Annotated in this window: 5 protein-coding genes; 3 read left to right on the top strand and 2 right to left on the bottom strand. The window is 60.8% G+C overall.

Annotated features, from left to right (window positions below):
- Window positions 1-19 precede the first annotated feature (19 nt).
- Both HMPREF9538_RS01985 and HMPREF9538_RS01980 read right to left on the bottom strand, forming a co-directional pair.
- On the bottom strand, window positions 20-1,138 hold the full coding sequence (locus HMPREF9538_RS01985) for an oxidoreductase (RefSeq protein WP_009486358.1): 1,119 nt from the start codon (window positions 1,136-1,138) through the stop codon (window positions 20-22).
- On the bottom strand, window positions 1,101-1,844 hold the full coding sequence (locus HMPREF9538_RS01980; protein WP_020316476.1) for a DeoR/GlpR family DNA-binding transcription regulator: 744 nt from the start codon (window positions 1,842-1,844) through the stop codon (window positions 1,101-1,103). Before HMPREF9538_RS01980 ends, HMPREF9538_RS01985 begins: the two co-directional genes overlap by 38 nt.
- Before the next feature lie 279 nt (window positions 1,845-2,123).
- Here HMPREF9538_RS01980 and zntB point away from each other — a divergent pair, with 279 nt between their 5' ends.
- From zntB to dbpA, 3 genes are all read left to right on the top strand, one after another.
- Entirely contained in the window at window positions 2,124-3,107 is a 984-nt protein-coding gene (gene zntB, locus HMPREF9538_RS01975; protein WP_004148192.1) for a zinc transporter ZntB, read from the top strand.
- 334 nt (window positions 3,108-3,441) lie between these two features.
- Window positions 3,442-3,618, top strand: a complete 177-nt coding sequence (locus HMPREF9538_RS33255; protein ID WP_303632692.1) for a hypothetical protein — start codon at window positions 3,442-3,444, stop codon at window positions 3,616-3,618.
- A gap of 14 nt (window positions 3,619-3,632) precedes the next feature.
- The gene (dbpA, locus tag HMPREF9538_RS01970; protein WP_004176400.1) at window positions 3,633-5,006 is read left to right on the top strand and encodes an ATP-dependent RNA helicase DbpA; all 1,374 of its coding nucleotides are present in this window, start codon (window positions 3,633-3,635) and stop codon (window positions 5,004-5,006) included.
- Window positions 5,007-5,055: the final 49 nt, after the last annotated feature.

Consider the following 5,055-nt stretch of genomic DNA (forward strand, 5'->3'; position numbering starts at 1 on the left):
AGGGGGAGAACAGGGCAGATTAGCGCAGCGTGTTGCGCTCGTCGTCGGACAGGTCCAGGGTCTGCACCATACCACTTTCAGCAGAGCGCACCGCCGCTTCCAGAACGGCCATCACCGCCAGCGCTTCCACCGGCGGCACCGGATTGGCGATCTGGCCCTTCAGCGCATCGCGGATCAGCATATAGTACTGGCGCTGATCGCCCTGCGGGGTAGCCTGCGCGTGGGCCTGCAGCGAGGCATCATAGATAACCAGCGGGTCGTCATCCTGGCCCCAGTCGGCGCTGCCCGGTACCACGCCCGCCAGCAGCTGGCTCTCCTGTTGGTCGGCCCGCGCTTTGATAACGCTACCTTTATCGCCGTGCACGGTGAAGCGCGACGAGCCGCCCGCGACCAGCATGCTGCAGTGCAGGATCACTTTATGCGCCGGGTAGTTTAATACCACATGCGCCCAGTCGTTGATCTCCGCCCCGTCGCGCAGGGTGGCTATGTTACCTTGCACCGACTGCGGCAAACCAAATAGCTGCAGCGCCTGGTCGATCAGGTGCGGCCCCAGGTCAAACCACAAGCCGCTGCCCGGGACGTTCTGCTCGCGCCAGCGCACGCGGACTTCCGGGCGGAAGCGGTCGAAATGCGACTCGAAGTGTTTCACCGCGCCGAGGGTGCCTTGCTCAATCACCTGACGGATCCCGAGATAGTCGCTGTCCCAGCGGCGGTTATGGAAGACGGAGAGCAGACGCTGTTTCTCCTCCGCCAGGGCGATCAGCTCCCGGGCCTCCTGCATATCGAGGGTAAAGGGCTTATCCACCACCACATGTTTGCCGGCGTTCAGCGCCAGGCGGGCCAGCGGGGCGTGCGTGGCGTTAGGGGAGGCGATGACCACCAGGTCAACGTCCGGATGCTGGACCGCTGCTTCCGGGGAGGCGATCACCGTGACGTCCGGCAGGTCGCGTTTGACCTTCTCTTCATCGCGGGAAGCGACGAACGCCAGGTTCAGCCCCGGCACCGAACGGATAAGCGGCGCGTGGAAGGTCTTACCGACGAATCCGTAGCCAATCAGGGCGATATTTATCGTGTTGTTACTCATCAGGTTCTCCACGTTGTTAAGCGTCAGCAATATGTACAGAGAGGGCGGGATCATCCCCCAGCTCAGCCCAGGGACGATCAAGAAAAAGATGGTGAATGTCGCTGAGTCCGGCCACCCGCCACGGTTCGCAGCGGTTGAGTTTGGTATGGTCCGCCACCAGCCAGTGCTCGGCGCTGGCGGCCAGCATGGCGCGTTTAACGTCGGCATCAGCTTCCTGGCTGGCGCTCAGCCCCAGCCCGGCATGGAGCGCGCAGGCGCCGAGAATGGCGATATCGGCCCGGTAGCGGGTGACCAGCGACAGGGTGGCGCTGCCGGCGAACAGCCGTTGTTTACTATCCCACTGGCCGCCAAGCAGGATCAGCTGGATATCGGCACGGTCGCTGAACAGCTGAGCGATATCCAGAGAAGCCGTGATCACGGTCAACGGCCCTTTCAGCTGGGCTGCCACCGCCAACAGCGTGCTTCCGGCGTCGAGAAACAGCGTCGAGCCAGAGGGAATGCGCGCGGCGACCTGCTGACCCAGGCGCTGCTTGGTCTGGGTGAGAAGAGCGTTTCTGCCCTGGCGCGTCATGGCCGGGACGTTAAGGGCGATGGCCCCGCCGTGGCTTTTCTGCAGCACGCCCTGTTGTTCCAGGTCGCTCAGATCGCGGCGAATGGTATCGGCCGACACCTGCAGCTCTGCAACCAGTTCGCTGATGCTCAGCTGACCGGTTTCGCTAAGCCTGTCGAGAATATGTTTTTGCCTGGCGAGCTTATGCATGGCCATTGACTCCGCAAATTAACGCAATAAACAGCATAATACAGCAAGAAGTTGCAAAATAAACGGCAAAACGTCGCTCTGTATGTGTTGAATCGTGAAGAACTTGATTTCACTAAGTTTTAACGTTAAATGAGGTGAGCGCCGCGACCGGGGGCGAAAGCGCTTTTCAATGAAGCGACTAGGCCTGTATTTCCGGGTTATTAAAAGCAAGAATGCGCGCTTTCGCGTACCTTATAGAGAAGGCGCGTAATTTAGCAGATATGGATTAACGGAGGTTGAGTGGACGCGATTAAAGGCTCGGAGTTGCAGATACCGGACGCGATCTTCGCGTGGGTGCTCGACGGGCAGGGGGGCGTTAAGCCGCTCGCCGATGACGATATTATCGACAAAGACAAGCCTTGCTGGCTGCATCTCAACTATACCCATAGCGACAGCGCCGACTGGCTGGCGGCCACCCCGTTGCTGCCCAATAACGTACGCGATGCCCTGGCGGGAGAGAGCACCCGGCCGCGGGTGACGCGGATCGGTGACGGGGCGCTGATCACCCTGCGCTGTATCAACGGCAGTACCGATGAGCGGCCCGACCAGCTGGTGGCGATGCGCCTGTATATGGATGAGCGGCTGATCGTCTCCACTCGTCAGCGCAAAGTGCTGGCGCTGGACGATGTGCTGGGCGACCTGAAGGAAGGTAATGGCCCGACGGACGGCGGCAGCTGGTTGGTGGAGGTCTGCGATGCGTTGACCGATCATGCCAGCGAGTTTATCGAACAACTGCACGATCGCATTATCGACCTGGAAGACGACCTGCTCGATCAGCAGGTGCCGCCGCGCGGATTTCTCGCGCTGCTGCGTAAGCAGCTGATTGTGATGCGCCGCTATATGGCGCCGCAGCGCGACGTTTATGCCCGGCTGGCCAGCGAGCGGCTGCCGTGGATGAGTGACGATCAGCGGCGGCGAATGCAGGATATTGCCGAGCGGCTGGGGCGCGGTCTGGATGAGATCGACAGCTGTATCGCGCGGACGGCGATCATGAGCGACGAGATCGCCCAGATTATGCAGGAGTCGCTGGCGCGGCGGACCTATACCATGTCATTGATGGCGATGGTGTTTCTACCCAGCACCTTTTTAACCGGCCTGTTCGGCGTCAACCTCGGCGGGATCCCTGGCAACAGCTGGCATCTGGGGTTTAGCCTTTTCTGCTTGATGTTAGTCGTTGTCATCGGTGGTGTTGCGTGGTGGTTACATCGCAGTAAATGGCTGTAAAGAATCGCCTTTTAGCGGCTGTAGTGCCGGGAAAACCCGGCAATGTTTGAGCGAAATCAATAAACCATCTACCCATTCAGGGCAATATCTCTCTCGCAGGTGAATGCAACGTCAAGCGATGGGCGTTGCGCTCCATATTGTCTTACTTCCTTTTTTGAATTACTGCATAGCACAATTGATTCGTACGACGCCGGCTTTGTTGAGTCGGCTTTTTTTTTGCGCTCTCCGGACCAGCTTCTACCCTTACTAAGACACCCGACGGTTTCTGGCCGTTGACGCCTGCGGGTACGCCCGTATCACTCTCCGGGAGGCCTCTATGTATTACGCTTCAGAGCTGACAGCCCAGTCTATCCCTATCTCGCCCGAGCCGAACGATCCGGCTCCTTTACCCGACCCACGACCGCGTCCGCAGCCCCAGCCCGATCCGCCGCCTGACGAAGAGCCGATTAAATTGTCGCATCAGGCGCGGAGATCTGCGAGGATACGCGCCTGCAGATTGTCTGCCTTTTAATACGAGAATACATTGTGACCGCTTTTTCTACCCTGACTGTTTTACCTGCCGCCCAATTAGCCAACCTTAACGAGCTGGGTTATCTGTCGATGACCTCGGTTCAGGCCGCCGCCCTGCCGGCGATCCTCGCGGGGAAAGATGTGCGCGTGCAGGCAAAAACCGGCAGCGGAAAAACGGCCGCATTTGGGCTGGGTCTGCTGCAGCATATCGATCCGGCGCGCTTCGAGACCCAGTCGCTGGTGTTGTGCCCGACCCGCGAGCTGGCCGATCAGGTCGCCGGCGAGCTGCGCCGCCTGGCGCGCTGCCTGCCGAACATCAAGATTCTGATGCTCTGCGGCGGGCAGCCCTTTGGCGCCCAGCGAGATTCCCTGCAGCATGCCCCGCATATTATCGTCGCCACCCCGGGCCGTCTGCTCGATCATCTGCAGAAGGGAACGGTCTCCCTTGACGCGCTGCAGACCCTGGTGATGGACGAAGCGGACCGCATGCTCGATATGGGCTTTAGCGATGCCATTGATGAGGTGATCCGCTTCGCACCGGCTGACCGGCAGACGCTGCTGTTTTCTGCTACCTGGCCGGCGGCAATCGCGGCGATCAGCGGCCGGGTGCAGCGCAATCCGCAGACAATTGAGATCGACACTGTCGATGCGCTCCCGGCGATTGAGCAGCAGTTCTTTGAAGTTTCCCGCCACGGTAAGATTGCCCTGCTGCAGCGCCTGCTCAGCCAGCATCAGCCCGCATCCTGCGTGGTGTTCTGCAATACCAAACGCGATTGCCAGGCGGTCTGCGATGCGCTCAACGCCGCCGGGCAGAGCGCCTTGTCGCTGCATGGTGACCTTGAGCAGCGCGATCGCGATCAGACGCTGGTGCGCTTCGCTAACGGCAGCGTCCGGGTTCTGGTGGCGACCGACGTCGCTGCCCGCGGTCTGGACATCAAATCCCTGGCGCTGGTGGTGAATTTCGAGCTGGCCTGGGATCCGGAGGTGCATGTTCACCGCATCGGCCGTACCGCCCGCGCCGGTGAACAAGGGCTGGCCATCAGCTTCTGTGCGCCGGAAGAGGCGCAGCGCGCCACTATTCTGGCCGACATGCTGCAGCTTTCCCTGAACTGGCTGCCGGCGCCGACGGGCAACACCATCGCGCCGCTGACGGCGGAGATGGCGACGCTGTGTATCGACGGCGGGAAAAAGGCGAAAATGCGCCCGGGAGATGTGCTGGGAGCCCTGACCGGGGATATGGGCTTTGATGGTGCCGATATCGGCAAAATTACCGTCCACCCGGCCCACGTCTATGTGGCGATCCGCCAGAATATGGCGCAGAAGGCGTATAAGCAGTTACAAAATGGCAAGATCAAAGGTAAATCCTGCCGCGTACGACTGCTGAAGTAAGGGCAGGAGAGTGGGGGTGGCCGGGGGGGGGCGGGGGGGGGGGGGGGGG

Source organism: Klebsiella sp. MS 92-3, assembly GCF_000195655.1.
GTDB lineage: Bacteria > Pseudomonadota > Gammaproteobacteria > Enterobacterales > Enterobacteriaceae > Klebsiella > Klebsiella pneumoniae.

Coding starts and splice junctions, on each gene's coding strand:
- HMPREF9538_RS01985 (WP_009486358.1), bottom strand. CDS start 1,138: ATGATCCCGCCCTCTCTGTACATATTGCTGACGCTTAACAACGTGGAG.
- HMPREF9538_RS01980 (WP_020316476.1), bottom strand. CDS start 1,844: ATGCATAAGCTCGCCAGGCAAAAACATATTCTCGACAGGCTTAGCGAA.